The sequence below is a fragment of the Citrobacter sp. Ct235 genome (assembly GCF_030332305.1).
GTDB classification, from domain to species: Bacteria; Pseudomonadota; Gammaproteobacteria; order Enterobacterales; family Enterobacteriaceae; genus Citrobacter_A; species Citrobacter_A telavivensis.
The window spans coordinates 153,310-175,671 of the sequence record NZ_JAOWIC010000048.1 but is presented as its reverse complement, the minus strand read 5'-3'; the positions used below and the strand labels follow the sequence as shown (position 1 = coordinate 175,671).

The 22,362-nt window shown below is 54.3% G+C and carries 20 protein-coding genes; 7 read left to right on the top strand and 13 right to left on the bottom strand.

Annotation, left to right across the window (positions count from 1 at the left end; all coding sequences use genetic code 11):
- Position 1 precedes the first annotated feature (1 nt).
- A complete protein-coding gene (gene ligA, locus OGY35_RS16240; RefSeq protein WP_152403096.1) occupies positions 2-2,017 on the bottom strand; it encodes an NAD-dependent DNA ligase LigA in 2,016 nt (671 codons plus the stop codon).
- A gap of 72 nt (positions 2,018-2,089) precedes the next feature.
- A complete protein-coding gene (gene zipA / locus OGY35_RS16235; protein WP_286632806.1) occupies positions 2,090-3,121 on the bottom strand; it encodes a cell division protein ZipA in 1,032 nt (343 codons plus the stop codon).
- Between the two features lie 230 nt (positions 3,122-3,351).
- Here zipA and cysZ point away from each other — a divergent pair, with 230 nt between their 5' ends.
- The 5 genes from cysZ to crr all read left to right on the top strand — a co-directional run bounded on the left by cysZ (position 3,352) and on the right by crr (position 8,212).
- Positions 3,352-4,113, top strand: a complete 762-nt coding sequence (gene cysZ, locus OGY35_RS16230; RefSeq protein WP_286632805.1) for a sulfate transporter CysZ — start codon at positions 3,352-3,354, stop codon at positions 4,111-4,113.
- A 163-nt stretch (positions 4,114-4,276) separates the two neighbouring features.
- Positions 4,277-5,248: a cysteine synthase A gene (gene cysK / locus OGY35_RS16225; protein ID WP_046483505.1), complete on the top strand. Its 972-nt coding sequence runs from the start codon at positions 4,277-4,279 to the stop codon at positions 5,246-5,248.
- Positions 5,249-5,630: 382 nt separating this feature from the next.
- Positions 5,631-5,888, top strand: coding sequence for a phosphocarrier protein Hpr (gene ptsH / locus OGY35_RS16220; RefSeq protein ID WP_000487600.1), 258 nt, complete (start codon positions 5,631-5,633; stop codon positions 5,886-5,888).
- 46 nt (positions 5,889-5,934) lie between these two features.
- A complete protein-coding gene (ptsI, locus tag OGY35_RS16215; RefSeq protein WP_152403090.1) occupies positions 5,935-7,662 on the top strand; it encodes a phosphoenolpyruvate-protein phosphotransferase PtsI in 1,728 nt (575 codons plus the stop codon).
- A gap of 40 nt (positions 7,663-7,702) precedes the next feature.
- On the top strand, positions 7,703-8,212 hold the full coding sequence (gene crr / locus OGY35_RS16210) for a PTS glucose transporter subunit IIA (protein WP_000522253.1): 510 nt from the start codon (positions 7,703-7,705) through the stop codon (positions 8,210-8,212).
- 478 nt (positions 8,213-8,690) lie between these two features.
- On the opposite strand, the gene OGY35_RS16205 is transcribed toward crr, so the two are convergent.
- The 3 genes from OGY35_RS16205 to pdxK all read right to left on the bottom strand — a co-directional run bounded on the left by OGY35_RS16205 (position 8,691) and on the right by pdxK (position 10,113).
- Positions 8,691-8,816, bottom strand: coding sequence for a hypothetical protein (locus OGY35_RS16205; RefSeq protein ID WP_286632804.1), 126 nt, complete (start codon positions 8,814-8,816; stop codon positions 8,691-8,693).
- Positions 8,817-9,010: 194 nt separating this feature from the next.
- Positions 9,011-9,250 (bottom strand): hypothetical protein, encoded by a 240-nt coding sequence (locus OGY35_RS16200; RefSeq protein ID WP_042999906.1) that lies wholly within the window; start codon positions 9,248-9,250, stop codon positions 9,011-9,013.
- Positions 9,247-10,113: a pyridoxine/pyridoxal/pyridoxamine kinase gene (pdxK, locus tag OGY35_RS16195; RefSeq protein WP_286632803.1), complete on the bottom strand. Its 867-nt coding sequence runs from the start codon at positions 10,111-10,113 to the stop codon at positions 9,247-9,249. Before pdxK ends, OGY35_RS16200 begins: the two co-directional genes overlap by 4 nt.
- Before the next feature lie 82 nt (positions 10,114-10,195).
- Here pdxK and ptsJ point away from each other — a divergent pair, with 82 nt between their 5' ends.
- Entirely contained in the window at positions 10,196-11,491 is a 1,296-nt protein-coding gene (gene ptsJ, locus OGY35_RS16190) for a MocR-like B6 salvage transcription factor PtsJ (RefSeq protein ID WP_286632802.1), read from the top strand.
- A gap of 12 nt (positions 11,492-11,503) precedes the next feature.
- Positions 11,504-12,220, top strand: a complete 717-nt coding sequence (locus OGY35_RS16185) for a type 1 glutamine amidotransferase (RefSeq protein WP_152403083.1) — start codon at positions 11,504-11,506, stop codon at positions 12,218-12,220.
- A 37-nt stretch (positions 12,221-12,257) separates the two neighbouring features.
- Here the strand turns inward: OGY35_RS16185 and cysM are convergent, their stop codons facing one another.
- From cysM to cysP, 8 genes are all read right to left on the bottom strand, one after another.
- Positions 12,258-13,169, bottom strand: a complete 912-nt coding sequence (cysM, locus tag OGY35_RS16180; RefSeq protein ID WP_152403081.1) for a cysteine synthase CysM — start codon at positions 13,167-13,169, stop codon at positions 12,258-12,260.
- 69 nt (positions 13,170-13,238) lie between these two features.
- Positions 13,239-15,920 carry a glycoside hydrolase family 78 protein gene (locus OGY35_RS16175; RefSeq protein WP_286632801.1) on the bottom strand — a complete coding sequence of 894 codons (2,682 nt, stop codon included), beginning with the start codon at positions 15,918-15,920 and terminating at the stop codon, positions 13,239-13,241.
- A gap of 25 nt (positions 15,921-15,945) precedes the next feature.
- Positions 15,946-17,250, bottom strand: coding sequence for an MFS transporter (locus OGY35_RS16170; protein ID WP_286632800.1), 1,305 nt, complete (start codon positions 17,248-17,250; stop codon positions 15,946-15,948).
- Positions 17,251-17,396: 146 nt separating this feature from the next.
- The gene (locus OGY35_RS16165) at positions 17,397-18,257 is read right to left on the bottom strand and encodes a helix-turn-helix domain-containing protein (RefSeq protein WP_178824139.1); all 861 of its coding nucleotides are present in this window, start codon (positions 18,255-18,257) and stop codon (positions 17,397-17,399) included.
- A 230-nt stretch (positions 18,258-18,487) separates the two neighbouring features.
- Complete coding sequence (gene cysA, locus OGY35_RS16160) at positions 18,488-19,591, bottom strand: sulfate/thiosulfate ABC transporter ATP-binding protein CysA (RefSeq protein ID WP_286632799.1); 1,104 nt, start codon at positions 19,589-19,591, stop codon at positions 18,488-18,490.
- Positions 19,581-20,456, bottom strand: coding sequence for a sulfate/thiosulfate ABC transporter permease CysW (gene cysW, locus OGY35_RS16155; RefSeq protein ID WP_046484793.1), 876 nt, complete (start codon positions 20,454-20,456; stop codon positions 19,581-19,583). Before cysW ends, cysA begins: the two co-directional genes overlap by 11 nt.
- Positions 20,456-21,289, bottom strand: a complete 834-nt coding sequence (gene cysT / locus OGY35_RS16150) for a sulfate/thiosulfate ABC transporter permease CysT (protein ID WP_152403069.1) — start codon at positions 21,287-21,289, stop codon at positions 20,456-20,458. The genes cysW and cysT overlap by 1 nt, the downstream gene beginning before the upstream one ends.
- Positions 21,289-22,305, bottom strand: coding sequence for a thiosulfate/sulfate ABC transporter substrate-binding protein CysP (gene cysP, locus OGY35_RS16145; protein ID WP_286632798.1), 1,017 nt, complete (start codon positions 22,303-22,305; stop codon positions 21,289-21,291). The genes cysT and cysP overlap by 1 nt, the downstream gene beginning before the upstream one ends.
- Positions 22,306-22,362: the final 57 nt, after the last annotated feature.

The following is a 22,362-nucleotide window of genomic DNA, read 5'->3' as shown; positions in this document are numbered from 1 at the left end:
CTCAGACACCCAGCAGGCGGAGCATTTCCGCTTCGTCAATGACCGCAATCCCCAACTCCTGCGCTTTTGCCAGCTTGGAACCTGCCGCTTCGCCGGCAATGACCAGGTCGGTCTTCTTCGAGACGCTGCCCGCCACTTTCGCCCCGAGTTCCGCCAGCCGCGCTTTGGCGTCATCGCGCGACATCTGACTCAGACTCCCCGTCAGAACGACCGTTTTCCCGGCGAAAGGACTGTCGATTTCATCCGCATTGATAACCACCGGCGCGGGCCAGCGAATGCCTTCCGCCAGCAGTTGTGCGATCACCTCGCGATTGCTCTCTTCGGCAAAAAAGTTAAACACATGGGTAGCGACCACAATGCCCACGTCCGGAACTTTTTGCAGTTCGTCAATAGACGCGGCTTCCAGCGCGTCCAGCGTACCAAAAAAGGCCGCCAGCCCTGCCGCAGTAGCCTCGCCGACTTCCCGGATCCCCAGCGCATACAGGAAGCGCGCAAAGGTCGTCTCTTTCGATTTTTCCAGCGCATCCACCACGTTTTGCGCCGACTTCGGCCCCATCCGGTCGAGACCGGTCAGTTTACCGGCTGTCAGCCTGAACAAGTCCGCCGGCGTGTGGACATACTCTTTCTCAACCAGTTGGTCGATAATTTTGTCACCCATCCCGTCCACGTCCATCGCCCGTCGAGAGACGAAATGCTTGAGGGACTCTTTACGCTGCGCGGCGCAAATCAGGCCACCGGTACAGCGAGCGACCGCTTCACCTTCCACGCGTTCGACGTCGGAATTGCATACCGGGCAATGCGTCGGAAATTCCACTGGCCGCGTGTCGTCCGGACGTTCGGAAAGCACCACGTTGACCACCTGCGGGATGACATCGCCAGCACGGCGAATCACCACTTTATCGCCAATACGCAGCCCGAGACGCTCGATTTCATCAGCGTTATGCAGCGTGGCATTACTCACCAGCACGCCCGCAACCTGAACAGGTTCAAGGCGCGCAACGGGCGTAATCGCTCCGGTACGTCCCACCTGGAACTCCACGTCACGAACAAAGGTCATCTGCTCCTGCGCCGGGAATTTAAAGGCCACCGCCCAGCGCGGCGCGCGCGCGACGAAGCCCAGTTGCTCCTGAAGCGCCATCGAGTTGACCTTAATCACAACACCGTCGATGTCGAAGCCCAGCGTCGGACGGTCCTCTTCCACTTTGTGGTAAAACGCCAGCACGGCTTCCGGGGAGTCGCACAGGGTCACGCGATCGCTGACCGGCAGCCCCCACGCTTTAAACTGGAGCAGGCGGCCCAGATGGGTATCGGGCAGTTCGCCGCCTTCCAGCACGCCAACGCCATAGCAGAAGAAAGTGAGCGGTCGCTTCGCGGTGATACGCGGGTCGAGCTGGCGCAGCGAACCCGCCGCCGCGTTACGCGGGTTAGCAAACAGCTTACCGCCCGTCCGACGAGCATCGTCATTGATCTTTTCAAAACCCGCCTGCGGCAAAAACACCTCGCCACGCACTTCCAGACGCGTCGGAATGTTATCGCCGCGAAGTTTTAACGGAATGGCGCGGATCGTCCGCACGTTTGAGGTAATGTCTTCACCGGTCGTGCCATCGCCACGGGTTGCAGCGCTTACCAGCACCCCGTTTTCGTAGAGGATACTGACCGCCAGACCGTCCAGCTTCAGTTCGCAGCACCAGGTCACCTTATCGCTGCTCTTAAGACGGTCCTGGACGCGTTTATTAAATGCCAGGAAACTCTCTTCATCAAAGACGTTGTCCAGCGACAACATCGGCACTTCATGACGAATCTGGCTAAAAGACGCCAGCGGCGCAGCGCCCACGCGCTGGGTCGGAGAATCCGGGGTGATCAGTTCCGGGTGCTGCGCTTCCAGTTCACGCAGTTCGCGCATCAGGCGGTCGTATTCTGCATCCGGGATTTCTGGCGCATCCATCACATGGTAAAGATACTCATGATGGCGAAGCGTGGTTCGCAGTTCAGTCAGTTGTTGTTCGATTGATTCCATATCGCACCATCAATGATAAAAAACCCCCGACAGGCGGGGGTTCAGAAAGGAAGTTGTCGTGCCTTGAGTGTATCAGGCGTTCGCGTCTTTCACTTCACGGATACGGTCCTGATACTCGCGCAATTTTTGCGGCGTCATCATCCGACGCTGATCGTCGAGCACCACGCCGCCGACTTCATCGGCAATGTGCTGTGCGGATTGCAGCATCAATTTGAAGTTTTGCAGTTCATCACCATAAGACGGCACCTGCATGAAGATGGTCACGCCCGGCGTGGTGAAGTCGACCATTTCTGGATCAAACGTACCCGGGTTAACCATATTCGCCAGGCTGAACAACGCCGGGCCACTGCCATCCGGACTCAGATGACGATGGAAGATATTCATGTCGCCAAATTTGAAACCGGCCTGCTGAATGCTATTGAGCAGCACTTCACCGTTCAACTCGCTGCCATGATGGGCGGCGACGTTCATGATGATCACCGCTTCTTTACGCTGCGGTTTTTCCGGAGCTGGCGCCTCTTCAACGACGGGCTCAGGCTGCGGCTCAACCACGGGTTCTGCGGGCTGGAAGGCCTGCTGAGACGGCTGCGACGCAGTCGGCTGAACAGGCTGAACCTGCGGCGCGATGGGCTGTTGTTGAACCGGCTGCGACGGATGGACAGGTTGCTGTGGCGCAGGTTGCTGGACTGGTCGCGGCTGAGCGGACTGCTGCGGCGCAGGTTGCTGTACCGGCTGTTGCGGCGGACGCTGGGCATGCTGCGGCTGTACCGGCGCTTCAGGCGGTTGCTGAACCGGCTGACGCGGTTGTGCCGACGCATAAGGCGGCTGGTACTGGTGTTGCGGCGACTGGCGAGGAGCTTCATGCTCCTGCGGATTGCCAGGGGCATGATTCACGCGGTGAACACGAACTTCACCGACGCCTTCGTCAGCTTCAACATCATCGTCATACGAGTCGTCGTCGCGTTTTGATTTCATGCGTTTCAGTGGACGATCGCGGAACATAGAAGATCGTTCTTTACGGCTGGTCCAGAAACCATGTACCAGTAAAGCGATTATGGCGATCGCGCCAACAATGATTAATATCAGACGCAAATCCTGCATCATTATATTCTCTGTTGTTCTAACACCTTGCCACCACGGCAAACATTTACTCACTAAGAGTATTTGCCGATTACGTCAAGTGCAAGTGTACTCTTAGCTTTCACAGCATAAAGATGAACGAAATTGTGCTTTTTGCTGTTTTTTCGAACATTTCTGAACTGTTCTGCATGCGATAACCCGGTAAGATACCCGTGTTCACTTAGGACTTATACTAAAAGGAGCATGTCCTGACTATGGTGTCATCATCTGTCACTGCACCACGTAGCGGTTTTTACTACTTTGCTCAGGGATGGAAACTGGTTTCGCAGCCGGGGATCCGTCGCTATGTCATTTTACCGCTACTGGTAAACATCCTGCTGATGGGCAGTGCATTCTGGTGGTTATTCACACAACTGGATGTCTGGATCCCGTCATTAATGCGTCACGTCCCCGACTGGTTGCAATGGCTGAGCTATTTGCTGTGGCCCATCGCCGTCCTTTCTGTACTGCTGGTGTTTGGTTACTTTTTCTCGACCCTGGCCAACTGGATTGCCGCACCGTTTAACGGGCTACTGGCGGAGCAACTGGAAGCGCGTCTGACCGGTGCAACGCCGCCGGATACCGGGGTTCTGGGCATCATGAAAGATGTGCCGCGCATTATGAAACGCGAATGGCAAAAGCTCGCCTGGTATTTGCCGCGCGCCATTGTGCTGCTGATCCTCTATTTTATTCCCGGTATCGGGCAAACCGTCGCCCCCGTGTTGTGGTTCCTGTTCAGTGCCTGGATGCTGGCGATTCAGTATTGCGATTACCCTTTTGATAACCATAAAGTGCCGTTTAAAGAGATGCGTACCGCCCTGCGCAGTCGTAAGGTCATCAATATGCAGTTTGGTGCGCTCACCAGCCTCTTTACTCTGATCCCGATACTCAATCTCTTCATCATGCCGGTGGCAGTCTGTGGCGCCACGGCGATGTGGGTAGATTGCTATCGTGCTAAGCACGCGTTATGGAAGTAATGCAAAAATGTGTAAACGAGAGGTGGCTTATACCACCTCTTATTCCATACTGATCCCCATTATTTCTCCACAGCATATAGATATGCGAAATCTTTACTTCCCCATCTCAGACTGAAGGGTATGCTGGGAAGGTATCCCAATTTCATACAGTTAAGGACAGGCCATGAGTAAGATTTTTGAAGACAACTCGCTGACTATCGGTCATACGCCGCTGGTTCGACTGAACCGTATCGGTAACGGACGCATTCTGGCGAAGGTGGAATCACGTAACCCGAGCTTCAGCGTGAAATGCCGTATCGGTGCCAATATGATTTGGGATGCTGAAAAACGCGGCGTGCTGAAACCGGGCGTCGAACTGGTTGAGCCTACCAGCGGCAACACCGGTATCGCACTGGCCTATGTCGCCGCTGCGCGTGGCTATAAGCTGACGCTGACCATGCCCGAAACCATGAGTATCGAGCGTCGCAAGCTGCTGAAAGCGCTGGGTGCCAATCTGGTGCTGACCGAAGGCGCTAAAGGTATGAAAGGCGCAATTCAGAAAGCAGAAGAAATTGTCGCCAGCGATCCGGCGAAATATCTGCTGCTTCAGCAGTTCAGCAACCCGGCTAACCCGGAAATTCACGAAAAAACCACCGGCCCGGAAATCTGGGAAGATACCGATGGTCAGGTTGACGTCTTTATCTCCGGCGTGGGTACTGGCGGTACGCTGACCGGCGTCACCCGCTATATTAAGGGTACCAAAGGCAAAGCCGACCTGATTACCGTAGCCGTTGAGCCGACGGATTCCCCGGTTATTGCTCAGGCGCTGGCTGGCGAAGAGCTGAAGCCAGGTCCGCACAAAATTCAGGGTATTGGTGCCGGTTTTATTCCAGGTAACCTGGATCTGAAACTGATCGATAAAGTGGTCGCCATCACCAACGAAGAGGCGATCTCCACCGCCCGCCGTCTGATGGAAGAAGAAGGCATTCTTGCCGGTATCTCCTCAGGAGCCGCAGTCGCTGCCGCACTTAAACTTCAGGAAGATGAAACCTTTACCAACAAGAATATTGTGGTTATCCTACCGTCATCGGGTGAGCGTTATCTGAGCACAGCACTGTTTGCCGATCTCTTCACAGAGAAAGAATTGCAACAGTAATGCCAGCATGTTAAAAACGCGTAAAAAAGCACCTTTTCAGGTGCTTTTTTGTGGCCTGCTTCAAACTTTAGCCCCACCTGCCATTGCTTCACCCCGCCAGGTCTGGTATTTAACCTGATTAATTATTTTGAAGCGCGAAATTAATCGTTACAGGAAAACTGCTGGCTGAATCGATTTTATGATTTGGTTCAAGTATTGATTTAGCGGCATAATGTTTAATGACGAGCGAAACGTCAGCGGCCAGAGGTTGACTGCAACGGATTGCGTAAAACACCTGGTGTGTCGCGCCCGTTTACGCCGGCGCTAACAATACAGGCTAAAGTCAAACCGCCAGGCTAGACTTTAGTTCCACAACACTAAACCTATAAGTTGGGGAAATACAATGTTCCAGCAAGAAGTTACCATTACCGCTCCGAACGGTCTGCACACCCGCCCTGCTGCTCAGTTTGTTAAAGAAGCGAAAGGCTTCACTTCTGAGATTACTGTGACTTCCAACGGCAAAAGCGCCAGCGCGAAAAGCCTGTTTAAACTGCAAACTCTGGGTCTGACTCAGGGTACCGTCGTGACTATCTCTGCAGAAGGTGAAGACGAGCAGAAAGCGGTTGAACATCTGGTCAAGCTGATGGCGGAACTGGAATAAGTTTTTCCGGGTTCTTTTAAAAATCAGTCACAAGTAAGGTAGGGTTATGATTTCAGGCATTTTAGCATCCCCGGGTATCGCTTTCGGCAAAGCACTTTTGCTGAAAGAAGACGAAATCGTCATTGACCGGAAAAAAATTTCTGCCGACAAGGTTGATCAGGAAGTTGAACGTTTTCTGAGCGGTCGTGCCAAGGCATCTGCACAGTTAGAAGCGATCAAAACGAAAGCTGGTGAAACGTTCGGTGAAGAAAAAGAAGCCATTTTCGAGGGGCATATCATGCTGCTCGAAGATGAGGAGCTGGAGCAGGAAATCATAGCCCTGATTAAAGATAAACACATGACGGCTGACGCAGCTGCGCATGAAATTATCGAAGGTCAGGCCACTGCCCTGGAAGAACTGGATGATGAATACCTGAAAGAACGTGCGGCTGACGTACGTGATATCGGTAAGCGCCTGCTGCGCAACATCCTGGGGCTGGCAATTATCGACCTGAGCGCAATCAAGGACGAAGTGATTCTGGTTGCCGCCGATCTGACCCCGTCCGAAACCGCACAGCTGAACCTGCAGAAGGTGCTGGGTTTCATTACCGACGCGGGTGGCCGGACCTCCCACACCTCTATCATGGCGCGTTCTCTGGAACTGCCGGCTATCGTGGGTACCGGTAGCGTCACCTCTCAGGTGAAAAACGACGACTATCTGATTCTGGATGCCGTAAACAACCTGGTTTACGTCAACCCGACCAACGAAGAAATTGAAAAACTGCGCGCCGTTCAGGAGCAGGTTGCCACTGAAAAAGCGGAACTGGCTAAACTGAAAGACCTGCCGGCAATCACGCTGGATGGCCATCAGGTTGAAGTGTGCGCCAACATCGGTACCGTGCGTGACGTCGAAGGCGCAGAGCGCAATGGTGCGGAAGGCGTTGGTCTGTATCGTACCGAATTTCTGTTTATGGACCGCGACGCGCTGCCGACTGAAGAAGAACAGTTTGCGGCGTACAAAGCCGTGGCTGAAGCCTGTGGCTCCCAGGCCGTGATCGTGCGTACCATGGACATCGGCGGCGACAAAGAACTGCCGTACATGAATTTCCCGAAAGAAGAGAATCCGTTCCTGGGCTGGCGTGCCGTGCGTATCGCGATGGATCGTAAAGAGATCCTGCGCGATCAGGTTCGCGCTATCCTGCGCGCGTCTGCTTTCGGTAAACTGCGCATTATGTTCCCGATGATCATCTCTGTTGAAGAAGTTCGCGCACTGCGCAAAGAGATCGAAATCTACAAACAGGAACTGCGCGACGAAGGTAAAGCATTTGACGAAACCATTGAGATTGGCGTGATGGTGGAAACACCGGCTGCGGCAACGATTGCTCGTCATTTAGCCAAAGAAGTTGATTTCTTTAGTATCGGCACCAATGATTTAACGCAGTACACCCTGGCAGTTGACCGTGGTAATGATATGATTTCACATCTCTACCAGCCAATGTCGCCATCTGTCCTGACGCTTATCAAGCAAGTTATTGATGCTTCTCATGCTGAAGGTAAATGGACTGGCATGTGCGGTGAGCTTGCAGGCGACGAACGTGCTACACTTCTGTTGCTGGGGATGGGTCTGGACGAATTCTCTATGAGCGCCATTTCTATCCCGCGCATTAAGAAGATTATCCGTAACACGAACTTCGAAGATGCGAAGGTGTTAGCAGAGCAGGCTCTTGCTCAACCGACAACGGACGAGTTAATGACGCTGGTTAACAAGTTCATTGAAGAAAAAACAATCTGCTAATCCACGAGATGCGGCCCAATTTACTGCTTAGGAGAAGATCATGGGTTTGTTCGATAAACTGAAGTCTCTGGTTTCTGATGATAAGAAAGACACCGGAACTATTGAGATTGTTGCACCGCTCTCTGGCGAGATCGTCAACATCGAAGACGTACCGGATGTCGTTTTTGCTGAAAAAATCGTGGGTGATGGCATCGCTATCAAACCAACCGGTAACAAGATGGTTGCACCGGTTGACGGTACCATCGGCAAAATCTTTGAGACCAACCATGCGTTCTCTATCGAATCCGATAGCGGTATCGAACTGTTTGTTCACTTCGGTATCGACACCGTTGAGCTGAAAGGCGAAGGCTTTAAGCGCATCGCCGAAGAAGGCCAGCGTGTGAAAGTGGGTGACCCGGTTATTGAATTCGATCTGCCGCTGCTGGAAGAAAAAGCCAAGTCTACCCTGACTCCGGTTGTTATCTCCAACATGGACGAAATCAAAGAACTGATCAAACTGTCCGGTAGCGTGACTGTGGGTGAAACCCCGGTTATCCGCATCAAGAAATAATTCTTGCCGCAGGAAAAAATGGTGCCTTCTGGCGCCATTTTTTTTATACACGTCATCCACCAACGATGCTTCCGGCCTGCCTGATGGCGCTGCGCTTATCAGGCCTACACGATTTTTCACCACGGCGTTAGACCTGTAGGCCGGATAAGGCGTTTGTGCCGCCATCCGGCATCGGTGCTGTGCTTATCAGGCCTACGCGATTTTTCACCACGGAGTTGGACCGCCAGGCCGGATAAGGCGTTTGCGCCACCATCCGGCATCGGTGTTACGCTTATCAGGCCGACGAGATTTTCACCACGGAGTTAGACCTGTAGGCCGGATAAGGCGTTTGCGCCGCCATCCGGCATCGGTGCTGCGCTTATCAGGCCTACACGATTTTTCACCACGGCGTTAGACCTGTAGGCCGGATAAGGCGTTTGCGCCGCCATCCGGCATCGGTGCTGCGCTTATCAGGCCTACGCGATTTTTCACCACGGAGTTAGACCACCAGGCCGGATAAGGCGTTTGCGCCGCCATCCGGCATCGGTGCTGCGCTTATCAGGCCTACGCGATTTTTCACCACGGAGTTGGACCACCAGGCCGGATAAGGCGTTTGCGCCGCCATCCGGCATCGGTGCTGCGCTTATCAGGCCGACGAGATATCTCACCACGGGGTTGGGCCGCCAGGCCGGTTAAGGCGTTTGCGCCGCCATCCGGCATCGGTGCTGCGCTTATCAGGCCTACGCGATTTTTCACCACGGCGTTAGACCTGTAGGCCGGATAAGGCGTTTGCGCCGGCATCCAGCATCGGTGCTGCGGTCACAATGGCGAGGTCACCGGACGATAACACTTTTCCCGCATCAGGATTTTCATCCCTTCCGGCCCGCTCTCCAGCATCCGCTTTTCTGAATCAGAAACCAGCAGTTCGCACTGATAGCCGCCCGTAATGCCAAACATCGCGCGCGCCACGCAGATATCCTCCAGCGCATTCAGCCCGCTGGTTTCAAAATGCCCTACTATGCGTCCCTGCTGGCGCACCACCAGCCGATAGCTCTTCATCGCGCCTCCCCTGCCGGAGGCAGTATCAGTTCGTCACAACCGCATTGCTGCGTCCAGGTCATCACCTCCAGCACGCGTTCCGCAGCCTGTCGCGTTGCCTGCGTCAGTGATTTTCCCAGCACAATGCCGCTAATCAACTCGGCACAAAACAGATCGCCGGTCCCTTTCAGATCGGTTTCTACACGCGGATGTTCAATCACATCCTGCGTTTGCGCCGTCACCACCGCCACAGTAATGGTGTCGCTGTCCTGTCCTGGCGCGCTGGTGATCACAATCCACTTCAGCGTGTCGGTCAGCAGCGATCTCGCCGCGACGACAGCCTCCTCCAGCGTGCGGCACGGCATGCCGCTGAGCATCTCCAGCTCAAAAACATTCGGCGTCAGCCCCTGCGCCAGCGGCAGCAGATGGCGGCGATAAGCATCCGGAATCTCGGCTTTCACATACATCCCGCTGTCGGTATCGCCAATCACCGGATCGACCAGAACAGGAATATCAGGATGCGATTCACGCACGGTTTTCAGCCACTGCGCCAGTCGCGCAATTTGCTCCGCGCTACCCATGTAACCGGTCGTCACCGCCTTTAACTCGCGCAGCGCATCACGCTCATTGAGCGCCTGCAAATAGCCACTGAACCAGTCAGCCGGAATCACGCCCCCATAGAACGTGTCATAGTGCGGAGTATTACTGAACAGGACGGTAGGCACCGCCGTCACCCGCAAACCCTTTGCTTTGATGGCAGGAACAGCGATGCTGTTGCCGACGCTGCCATACACCACCTGTGACTGAACGGCGACAATATCGGTCTGTAACGCCCGATGCTTATCGTCGAAGAGCACTGACTGAATATCACTCTCCTGCCCCATAGACTTCTCCTCTCACTGGACAGCGGGCTGGTGCCTCACTATTATCGTCATATGCTAAAATTCATTTTGTCATAGGTCAATAATGATCGACGGAAAAACCGCCAGCGAAATCTTTGACAGTATACGTCAGCACGTCACCAGTGGCGTGTTGTCTGCGGGTGAAACACTGCCGCCGGTGCGGGAACTGGCCGCGCAGCTCAACGTCAATCGCAATACCGTCGCGGCGGCCTATAAACGCCTGGTCACTTCCGGACTGGCGCAAAGTCGTGGCCGCAACGGTACCGTCATAAAAAGCGCCGCTACGCCCATCGCGTGGGAGGGCGGCGACCCCCATACACCACTGCACGACCTCTCCAGCGGGAATCCTGATCCGACTCGTCTACCCGACCTGAGTCGCTACTTTGCGACTCTCCATCACGGCCACCGCCTGTACGGCGACGCGCCGGTGACACCGGCGCTAACGCGCTGGGCGACACGGTGGATGCAGAATGCCGTTCCCACTGCGGGCGAAATTGATATCACCAGCGGCGCAATTGATGCCATTGAACGCCTGCTGAGCGCCCATCTGCTGCCGGGCGATAGCGTGGTCGTTGAGGACCCTTGTTTTTTAAGCAGCATCAACATGCTGCGATACGCCGGATTCAGCGCCAGTCCGGTGAGCGTCGATAGCGAAGGGATGCTCCCCGAAGGACTCGAACAGGCGCTGAGCAAAGGTGCACGCGCGGTGATCGTGACGCCACGGGCGCACAACCCGACGGGATGCAGTTTAAGCGCCGCACGCGCTGACGCGTTACAGGCTATTCTTGCGCGATATCCGCAGGTGCTGGTGATTGTTGACGACCACTTTGCCCTGCTTTCAGCCTCCGCATGGCATCCGGTGATTGCAGCAGAAACGCTCCACTGGTCGGTCGTTCGCTCAATGTCGAAAGCGCTGGGCCCGGACCTGCGTCTTGCCATTGTCGCCAGCGATCCCGCAACCTCGGCAAAGCTACGCCTGCGCCTTAACGCCGGCAGTCAGTGGGTTAGCCACATTTTGCAGGATCTGGTTTACGCCTGTCTGGCAGACCCCATCTGGCAGCAAACCCTCACGGAAACCCGCCAGTTTTATGCCGATCAACAGCGTAAACTGGCTGAGGCGCTGCACGCGCAAGGCATCAGCCACTTTTTCCCCGGCGATGGCCTGAACCTGTGGCTCCCCCTCGCCGAAGCCAGTCAGAACACCGCATTCGCGCTGGCGAAATTCGGCTGGCTGGTGCGTGAAGGCGAAGCCTTCGGCGTCAACACGCCCGCACAGGGTCTGCGCATTACCCTTTCCACACTCAACGACAACGACATCAACCGCCTGGCCGCCCACATTCATCAGGCGCTGGGCCAATAACAGGAGAGCACCGTGCACGTCCATTTTATCATTCACGAATCGTTTGAATCGGCCGGTGCTTATTTGCCGTGGGCCGAAGCGCGTGGCTACAGCATCACCTGGACTCGCGTCTACGACAGCGAACCCGTTCCGGCTAACGCCGATGGCTTTGATATGCTGGTCGTTTTTGGCGGCCCACAATCACCCCGCACCACGCTCGCAGAGTGCCCTTACTTTGATTCTCTGGCCGAACAGCATCTGATTAACCAGGCCATCTCGGCGGGTCGTATTGTGGTCGGGATCTGCCTGGGCTCACAGCTGATTGGTGAGGCGCTGGGAGCCAGAGTCTGCCAGAGCCCGGAGAAAGAGATTGGTCACTATCCCATCACCCTGAGCGAAGCAGGGAAGCAGCATCCGCTGCTTGCCCACTTCGGATCTCCGCTCACCGTCGGTCACTGGCACAACGACATGCCAGGGCTTACCGATCAAGCAACGGTACTTGCCGCAAGCGTTGGGTGTCCACGGCAGATAGTGCAGTACGGCAATTTCGTCTATGGCTTCCAGTGCCACATGGAATTTACCGCCGAGGCGGTGGAAGGGCTGATCCAGCACTCTGAACAGGAGCTGGCAGAAGCCAAAGGGAAGCGTTTTATTCGCTCGAATGCGGAAATGCGCGAATGGGATTACCGGGAGATGAATGAAAAGCTCTGGCAGTTCCTGGATCTGCTGGTGAAAAAACGCCAGAGTTAGTCCACATAGCCCGGCCAGGGCCGGGCCAGGCAGATGATTAAATCCCTGCGCCCTGGCTGAAGTGCTCTTCGCCAAACACACCGGTAGAGAGATAACGATCGCCGCGATCGCAAATAATCGCCACCACCACCGCGCCTGGATTCACTTTCGCAATGCGTATCGCGCCAGCGACTGCACCGCCTGAACTGACGCCACAGAAGATCCCTTCACGCACGGCCAGTTCACGCATGGTGTTCTCCGCTTCCCGCTGGTGAATATCCACGACCTGGTCGACAAGCTGAGCGTTAAAAATGCCCGGCATGTATTCCGCTGGCCAGCGGCGAATCCCCGGAATACTGCTGCCCTCTTCCGGTTGCAGCCCCACAATGGTGACCGCGCTGGCCTGCTCGCGCAGAAAGCGGGAAACCCCGGTGATGGTGCCGGTCGTCCCCATACTGGAGACAAAATGGGTGAGGCGTCCGGACGTTTGCTGCCAGATTTCCGGCCCTGTGGTGGTGTAGTGCGCGTACGGGTTATCAGGGTTGTTGAACTGGTCCAGCAGCTTACCTTCGCCGCGCTGGGCCATTTCCAGCGCTAAATCACGCGCTCCTTCCATCCCCTGCTCTTTGGTGACCAGAACCAGCTCAGCACCGTAGGCGCGCATCGCCGCACGACGCTCCTGGCTCATGTTGTCCGGCATCAGCAACTTCATGCGATAGCCCTTCAACGCGGCAATCATGGCTAGCGCAATGCCGGTGTTCCCGCTAGTGGCCTCAATTAACACGTCGCCAGGTTTAATCTCGCCGCGTTTTTCCGCTTCAACAATCATCGATAACGCGGCGCGATCTTTCACCGATCCTGCCGGGTTATTACCTTCCAGTTTGACCCAGATTTCACTGCCGTTGTCCGGCGTCAGGCGCTGGAGCTTGACTAAAGGAGTGTTGCCAATGGTGTTTTCTAATGTCGTCACTTCTGCATTCCAATAAAAATGCCGGGTAAGCGGAGCGTCACCCGGCAACATCAGGATGCAATAAAGCTATCAGTCTGTGAAAGTCAGGTCTACTGAATCATCGGGTAAATAGTCGATACGGTACTCACCAGAACCTGCCGTTGCAGACCAGCCCGCGTCTGAGCGACGAAATGCCAGTCCGTCTGAATTTTCGATCTCTTTTACCGCCTGCAATTTCACCGTTGCAGTGGTATTCGCCGGAATGCGGAAAGTCATGGCAACCTTGCCATTGATAGCCTGCCATTTTACGGCAATCTCACCGTAAATTGATTCATAGGTTGCCTGAACCCAGCTCAGTTGGCCACCGGGCAGAGGCGAAATTATCACATGCTTAAAACCAGGCGCTGATTCATCAGCCTCAATCCCTGCGACAGTTCGATACAACCATTCGCCCACTGCGCCGTAGGCGTAATGATTAAATGAGTTCATGTCCGCACTCCACATGGAACCGTCTGGCTTGATGCCATCCCAATGTTCCCATACCGTCGTCGCCCCGGCTTTCACCTGATACAGCCAGGACGGGAAGTCGTCTTTCAGCAACAGCGCCCAGGCTTCTTTTGCCCGACCATTCTGACTCAGCGCATGGCAGAAATACGGTGTACCCAGAAAACCTGTCACCAGATGCCCGTCGTGCTCATTGAGCAACGCGACTAACCTGTCCGCCACGCGCTGACGAAGGGCTACGGGCGTCAGATCGAAACAAAGCGCGACAATGTGCGCCGTTTGCGTCTGCGCCGTCAGATTGCCTTCTGGCGCGAAGAAACGCGCATGGAAGCGTTTCACAATTCTGGCCTGTAGTGCGCTGTAATATCGATGATCGTCTTCGTGACCCAACACCTCTGCCGTCTTAGCAAACAATGACGTCGACAAGGCATACCAGGCTGTACACAGCAGGTCTTCCGGCGTGGCGCCGAAGTAGCTGCCTTCCTGCGCATCCAGCGCCACCCAGTCACCAAACTGTAGCTTATAGCGCCAAATATCATTGTCAGCATGAGCCTGCATAAAATCGACCCAACCTTTCATGCTGGCATACTGATTTTGCAGGATGCGCTTGTCGCCATACATCAGATACATCGTCCACGGATTGATCACGGCGGCATCCGCCCAGCCTGTCGCTGAGTGCGTTCCACCTTCTGCGAGGAATTTATCCTGACGGCAATGCCCGGTCAGAATATCCGGGATCACATGCGGCACCCCGCCTTCTGGCGTCTGGTCATACTTCAGATCCGTCAGCCATTTGGCAAAAAAGGTACGAGTTTGCATCAGATAGCTGGCCGTACGACAGAAGATTTGCGCGTCGCCCGTCCAGCCCAGACGTTCATCGCGCTGCGGACAATCGGTCGGTACATCGACGAAATTGCTTTTCAACCCCCAAAGAATATTGTGGTGAAGCTGATTCAGATCCGGATTTGAGCAGGCAAACTGCCCGGTTGCCTGCATCGCAGAATGAATGACAATGGCGGTAAAATTGTTCGGGTTGAGCTCGCCCGGGTACGCCTCAACCTTCACATAACGGAATCCCTGCCAGCTAAAACGAGGATGCCAGACTTCTTCCCCCTCACCGCTCAATGTATATTCCACACGCTGCTTCGCGCTGCGTAAATTGTCGAGATAGACATTGCCGCAGGCGTCGAGCGTCTCAAAATGACGCAACACCACGTTGTCACCGGGCTTGCCCCTCACCCGGAATTCCACCCAACCGCTCATGTTCTGGCCGAAATCCAGCACATTGTCGCCCTGGGGCGTCACAATCAGTGCAGCAACAGGAAGACGTTCGATCTGTTTGATGGTGCTCGCCCCCTGGGCAACCAGAGCGTTTTTCTCCCAGGGAATCACCGAAACGTTGCGCCAGGCCGAGTCATTGAAGTCCGGCCGCTGCCAGCCCTGTAGATTCAGAGAGGCATCATAGCGTTCACCATCGTAGATTTCGGCAAACTGGCGTGCAGAATCGCTGCCGCACCATGACAGGTCGCTGACCACGCTCTGCTGAGAACCGTCTTCATACTCAATCATCAGTTGGCACAATAACGCCGTCTGCTCCCCGTAGTAGTTGCGGTGGCGACTGAACCCCATATCCCCTTTGAACCAGCCTGCCCCAAGCTCTGCACCAACTACGTTCTCCCCGCTGTTCAACAACCCCGTAATATCGTACGTCTGGTACAAAAGGTGGTACCGATAGCTGGTCCAGCCCGGCGTGAGTTCGTCCGTTCCCACTCGCTGCCCATTCAGAAAGAGCTGATAAATGCCTAATGCCGTGGCATGCACATAAGCGCTAGCCACCTTCTTTCCAGCCGTCACTGAAAAGACTTTTCGCAGCAGTGTGGCTTTTGAGTTCGCCTTGTCCTGCGGCGTTTCCGCTGAGATAAACGCCCCTTTCCAGGGGAAATCCAGTAGCCCCGTGACGAACTGTGCCATCGGACTCCACTCGCTGCGATCGCCGTCGTTGGCGGTAATACGCACCCGCAGAAAATAGCGCGTAGAAGGCCGAAGCGTGAATTCGTTCAATTCGATATTATTCGACGTCTCGCTATTCACAACACCGCTATCAAAAGCCAGCGTTGAAAAATCAGCCCGGGTACTGCACTGCAAGTGCCATGAACGCTGCAAAACGTTGCGTTGCGTACTCTGCATCTTCCAGCCGATAAGCGGCAGCCTATCCACGCCGGTTAACGCCGTTTCTCCATTCAAAGTAAGTTGACTGACTGACAGCATGATTCAATTCTCCTTGCGGATAACATTAATGGGGGACAGAGGTACGCACGGGGACCGGCATAGTTTGTGAGGTGGCTTCCTGAATCGTCTCTGACTCACTCAAAAACTCATTGCGTGATTTGCCATGAAAACAAAACCATCCAATTAACATGCCTGAAGCCACAACGGCGGAAAGGATGGTGTAGAGAACAATCGGGCCTGCATCGAGCAGCACCGGCGTGACAAAGGCCAGCACGCCGCAGGTCAGCCGCGCAAGGCCGACAATCGCGCCCTGCGCCGTGGCGCGCAGCATGGTCGGGAAAGATTCCTGCGACCAGACCTTCATAATCCCTTCAAACGCCATCCCGCTGCCCATCGCGGTGAACAGCAGACAGCAGAACCACGACACCGGCGAAAATTGCAGCAATACCGGCATAAAGAAGCCCCCGGCAAAAAAGCAGGCGCCGATAATAAACACCCGCATCCTTTTTTCGGTGTCCACCATCTTCATAAACAGCAGCCCAGATAGCATCCCCACGGGCATCAGCAGTAAATTCCACAGTGCGTTCTTTTCAACTGTGATACCCACCACATTCACCGCCACGTAAGCCCCAAATTGGCCGCCGGTATTAGCCGCAAGATTAGTGAACATATAGAACAGGCAGAGTGCCACAAAGGGCCACAGGTACTTTCCGCGAAGCAAATCCGCATAAGAATTCTTTTGCGCCCGCACCGTCGCTTTTCCGCTTAGTCGCTCTTTACGCGCGATCAACCACATGGGCGACTCCGGCAAAGACCACCGCAAGATCAGCAGAAGCGCGGCGACAACGCCAACATGCAGATAAAGAATTTGCGCGCCAGGCTTCCCCCAACCACCGATCAGGGCAGAAAGCGCCATGGTCGAGCAAATACCGGCAAACCAGAGTAAATTCGACAGACCGATAATTTTGCCCCGATTCTTATCTGAAGCCGCCTCCGAGATAGTGGCCAGAGAGACGGGCAGATCGGCCCCGGTCGCCAGCCCGACAAAAATAGTGCCGACCAGTAATAACGCGAAGCTCGGACCAAAGGCTAATAATAAAGAACCCGCCAGAACCATTGCCATGGTGATAATAAAAATGTTACGTCGTCCGTAATAATCGCCAAGGCGACCACCAAAAAAAGCGCCCAGTGCTATACACAATGTCAATACACCAGAAAGCGTGCCAATTTCAGCGGATGTCGTTCCCAGCGACTTTTGATAAATAACCAGCGCAGTACCATTAGAGACAATGGCTGCAGAATCAATATAGGAGGCCATCCCTGATACCACACCAATATACCAGGGATTCTGCTTTTTTATCTCAGGCATTATAGTTACTCCATTTATGTTAATTAACGAATAAACAGACTCCTGAATGAAAAATGCTAAATATCACTCTCGTACCCCAGACAAAAGTCAGCCAACTTAAAGTCTGAACACCTTTAAGTCATTACTGGCAAAAATCAGTTAAATCATTATGAATCAGACTGAACAGATAAACTCATCTGTCGTTCCCGCGAAGGCGTGCGCCGAAAATAGCGGCGATAAGCCTCGGTTAAACGCGTAGGATTAGAAAACCCGCACGATGTCGCAATCCGACTCACAGGAATATCAGTGGTTCGCAATAACTCTTGTGCTTTTAACAGACGGTACACCTGTTGAAATTTCTCGGGGGTTTGCCCGGTCATTTCATGAAAAAAACGGTACAGCGTACGTAAGGCAATACCGCTCTCTTCGCAGACGCTTTTCCAGTTGATCTCCTGCGCATACTTTTGCCTGACCTGATCCAGAAGATAAAATTTCCCTTTGCTTTCAATAGGTATTCCTTTGTATTCCATCACACACTGGCACAGAATGGTTAATATTTTCAAGAATGAAGATTCCGTACCAGAAAAGTAGAGCGCATCAAAAGCGTCATCCCGACGCTGGCTGATGCTTTCTGCCAGCATCACTACCGAATTCAACAACTCATCGACCAGGGGCTGATAATGATCATTAAAAGGATGAGTACTAATACTGAGTGCATCAATCATATCATCGATATTTTTAATATATTTAAAATTACGCCCCCGATGAATTAAAATATTAATAAGACAAAGCTCACTGGTTGACTCATAATAATGGACATCATTCGCTGTCACAAAAAAGAAATCACCGCGACGGATCATCTCAGCATGATCGTTAACAATATGAAAACCACTGCCGCCACGCACAATCACCAGTTCATCAAACTCATGTCCGTGCAAATCAGCCATTGACTGGTTGTTTAGCATAAAAACACAAAACGCATGAGCATCTGAGGGAAAAAAATCTTCACACTGTTTGATATCAACCATTACTCCCCCAAGATACGCAGCTTATATCTTTACGTTTAACAGACATGATATCCTTGCGGTATCGTTTTATTAGACAGTAATAGCGATGCCAAGTCATTACGCAAAAATGGCACTGATGCGTAACTCGCTGTGACATTATCGTCAGTTTTCTTAATAATTCGTGAGGGGGAAGAGGCTATAAAATAAAAAAGGCCCACCGGGTGAGCCTTTAAAAGAGAAGATCGAAATGATTAAGCTGATTGTTCAAACAGTTCACGTTCAAACTGCACAATACCTTCAATACGCTGCTCACCGTTATACAACCGCGCGTTTTGCAGGCCGACAAACAGACGTTCGCCGCGCACCGGGGCATCATCCCCCTGCATGACCACCGTCAGCGGTTCGTGATACCACCCGAGCGGCTGCACGATTAACTGGGTGTAGTGCCCTTTCGGGCTGGCTTCGATGACCTGTACCGGCAACGGCGAATCCAGACTGGTACGGCGGCTAATGTCGACTTCCCACGGACGCAGGAACAGATCCACCGGCCCCTGATACGCAGGCGTATAGCCCAACGGCCAGCGGTGCGCGCCAACATGGAACTGTCCGCCGCGAATCGTGCCCTGCAGACGATTAACTTCGCCCATAAATTCCAGCACAAAGCGGGTCGCCGGTTCACGCCAGACCTGATCCGGCGCATCGGCCTGTTCAATATTGCCCTGGCTCATCACCACCACGCGGTCTGCCACTTCGGTGGCCTCCTCCTGGTCGTGTGTCACAAAGACGCTGGTGAATTTCAGCTCTTCATGCAGTTGACGCAACCAGCGACGCAGCTCTTTACGCACCTGCGCATCAAGGGCGCCGAACGGTTCATCCAGCAGCAGAATTTGTGGTTCAACGGCCAAGGCACGGGCCAGAGCGACACGCTGTTTTTGCCCCCCTGAAAGCTGTGCCGGAAAGCGATCCGCCAGGTGTGCCAGTTGCACCATCTCCAGCAGTTTCGTCACTTTCGCTTTGATCGCCGCCGCATTGGGGCGTTCACGACGCGGCAGGACGTTCAGGCCAAAGGCGATATTGTCGAATACGGTCATATGGCGGAACAGCGCATAGTGCTGGAACACAAAACCGACTTTACGTTCGCGGGCATGCAGACGGCTGACGTCGGTGCCGTGAAAGCGAATATGGCCGCTGGACTGATGCTCCAGCCCGGCAATAATACGCAGCAGCGTGGTTTTACCGGAACCGGACGGCCCCAGCAAGGCAACCATCTGACCTGAAGGAATATCCAGTGAGATATCGTTCAGCACCTGGGTGCGACCAAAAGACTTCTTAATATTGGCAATCTCAATGCTCATGATTTTCCTCCTGTTGCGCGCGTTTTTCCTGATTTTCCAGGCGCCATTGCAACATGCTCTTCAAAAACAGGGTAACAATCGCCATCAGCGTTAGCAGCGCGGCGGCGGTAAAAGAGCCGACGGTGTTGTAGTCCTGCTCCAGTAATTCAATCTGTAACGGCAGCGACAGGGTTTCGCCGCGAATCGAGCCGGACACCACTGACACCGCGCCAAACTCGCCAATCGCACGGGCATTGGTCAGCACCACGCCATACAGCAGCGCCCAGCGGATGTTCGGTAACGTCACGCGACGGAACATCTGCCAGCCGGATGCGCCCAGTAAAATCGCCGCTTCATCCTCCTGGCTGCCCTGGCTGAGCATCACCGGCACCAGCTCACGTACCACAAATGGACAGGTGACGAAGATAGTGACCAGCACCATCCCCGGCCAGGAGAACATTATTTGCAGGTTATGCTCGTCCAGCCAGCCGCCCAGCGGACCATTGGAGCCGTAGAACAGCAGATATACCAGCCCCGCTACCACCGGCGAGACGGCGAAGGGAATATCCAGCAGCGTCAGCAATAACTGGCGTCCTGGAAAGTTAAAACGGGTCACCAGCCAGGCCAGCAGAATGCCAAACACCAGGTTCACTGGTACTGCGATCAGGGCGATCATCACCGTCAGCCAGATGGCATGTAGCATATCCGGATCGGCCAGATTCTGTAGCACGGGCATCAACCCTTTGCTGAACGCCTGGACGAAGATGTAGATCATCGGCACCAGCAGGATGAATGCCGACACCAGCATGCCGGTGCCAATCAGAAACCATTTTCCCCAGTTAATGCGGGGAGCGTCATAACGCTTCAATTGAGTAACTTCCGCCATTAGTGACCTACCACACGTCGGCCAAAGCGACTTTGCAGGGTGTTAATCGAAAACAGCAGCAGCAACGATGCTGCGAGGATCACCGAAGCAATGGCGCTGGCGGCAGGATAATCAAACTCCTGCAAACGGACAAAAATCATCAGCGAGGTGACTTCCGTTTTCCAGGCGATGTTGCCGGCGATAAAAATCACCGCGCCGAACTCGCCGAGGCTGCGGGTAAACGACAGCGCGATACCCGCCACCAGCGCCGGTGACAGTTCCGGCAGTATCACTTTGCGAAAGCTTTGCAACCGCGTGGCCCCCAGCGTTTCCGCCGCTTCTTCGTATTCCGGGCCCAACTCTTCCAGTACCGGTTGCACGGTACGCACCACGAACGGAATACTGGTGAACGCCATCGCCACCGCGATGCCGAGCCAGGTGTACGTGACCTTGATATCAAACTTCGCCAGCCATTCGCCGTAGAAACCGTTAACGGAAAACAACGAGGCCAGCGTCAGACCTGCGACTGCCGTTGGCAGGGCAAACGGTAGATCCATCAGCGCATCCAGCAGCGTCCGCCCCGGGAAACGATAACGGGTTAAGATCCACGCCATCAGCAGGCCAAACACGCCGTTAAAAATCGACGCCACAAACGCCGACAGCAGCGTCACCTTATAGGCGGCGACCACCTGCGGATTGGTGATCACCTCCCAGTATTGCGCCCAGCTCATCTGCGCCAGTTGCATCACCAGCGCACTGAGCGGCAGCAGCAAAATCAGGCACACAAACAGTAGACTGGTGCCCAGGCTTAAGGTAAAGCCGGGCAGCACGCGTCGGGAGGAGACTGCAAACATTACTTACGCCCCGCCGCCAACAGTTTGTCCAGTTCACCACCGCTGGTGAAATGGGTTTTCATCACCTCAGGCCAGGAGCCAAATTTATCTTCCACGCGGAACAGTTCGGTCTGCGGGAATTTATCTTTCAGCTTGTCCATCACCTCCGGGTTGTTCACGCGATAGTAGTAGTCCGTGATGATGGTTTGCGCCTGCGGGCTGTACAGCCAGTTCAGGTAGGCTTTCGCCGCTTTCTCGGTGCCGTTAGCCTGGACGTTTTTATCCACCCAGGCGACCGGGAACTCGGCCAGAATATTGGTTTTCGGGATAACGACTTCAAAACCCTGCGCTTCATACTGTTTGCGAATGTTGTTCACTTCAGACTCGAAGCTTATCAGTACATCGCCCAGTCCGCGTTCGGCAAACGTGGTGGTGGCGCCGCGACCGCCGGTATCAAACACTTCGACGTTTTTCAGGAACTGCGTCATGAACTGTTCGGTTTTGGCTTTATCGCCACCGTCCGCTTTATCAGCGGCACCCCATGCGGCCAGATATGTGTAACGCGCGTTACCAGACGTTTTCGGATTCGGGAAGATCAGTTTCACGTCAGTGCGGACAAGGTCGTTCCAGTCATGGATGTTCTTCGGGTTGCCTTTACGCACCAGGAATCCCATCGTGGAGTAGAACGGTGAACTGTTGTTCGGCAGACGACTTTGCCAGTCGGCCGGAATCAGCATGCCTTTGTCATGCAGGATCTGCACGTCGGTCACCTGGTTGTAGGTCACGACGTCGGCTTTCAGCCCCTGCAAAATCGCCAGCGCCTGCTTTGAGGAGCCCGCATGCGACTGCTTAATGGTCAGCTTATCGCCACCGTTATCTTTCGCCCACTGCTGTTCAAACGGCGGGTTGAGGGCGGCAAACAGTTCTCGGGAGACGTCATACGAGCTGTTCAATAGCTCCGTCGCCTGCGCCTGACCGACCAGTAACAGCGACGCCATCAGCGTCAGATATCTTTTTTTCAGTAAGTTAACGGCCATTGCGCACCCTTATAAATTTGATGACTTTCTAATAGCCATAATATTTATAACGAGTGT